Origin of the sequence: Paenibacillus sp. UMB4589-SE434 (assembly GCF_030226685.1) — a bacterium.
Classification (GTDB): domain Bacteria; phylum Bacillota; class Bacilli; order Paenibacillales; family Paenibacillaceae; genus Paenibacillus_B.
Genome location: NZ_JASOYK010000039.1, coordinates 1 through 230 on the forward strand (window position 1 = coordinate 1; position 230 = coordinate 230).

Below are 230 nucleotides of genomic sequence, written 5' to 3' on the forward strand. Positions count from 1 at the left end.
GCGGGTGTAGTTCAATGGTAGAACTTTAGCCTTCCAAGCTAATAGCGTGGGTTCGATTCCCATCACCCGCTCCATATATACTCAATGATGTTAATATTGCTTTTTAGTAAAGAACATGATACAATATTTGAGTGTGATCTAACCTAATACATATTGCGGACATAGCTCAGTGGTAGAGTATCGCCTTGCCAAGGCGAGGGTCGCGGGTTCGAATCCCGTTGTCCGCTCCA

The 230-nt window shown here is 44.8% G+C and carries 2 tRNA genes; both read left to right on the forward strand.

Going from position 1 to position 230, the window contains the following annotated elements:
• Positions 1 to 74, forward strand: a tRNA-Gly gene (locus tag QP775_RS25665).
• Positions 75 to 155: 81 nt separating this feature from the next.
• Positions 156 to 230: transfer RNA gene (locus tag QP775_RS25670), tRNA-Gly, on the forward strand.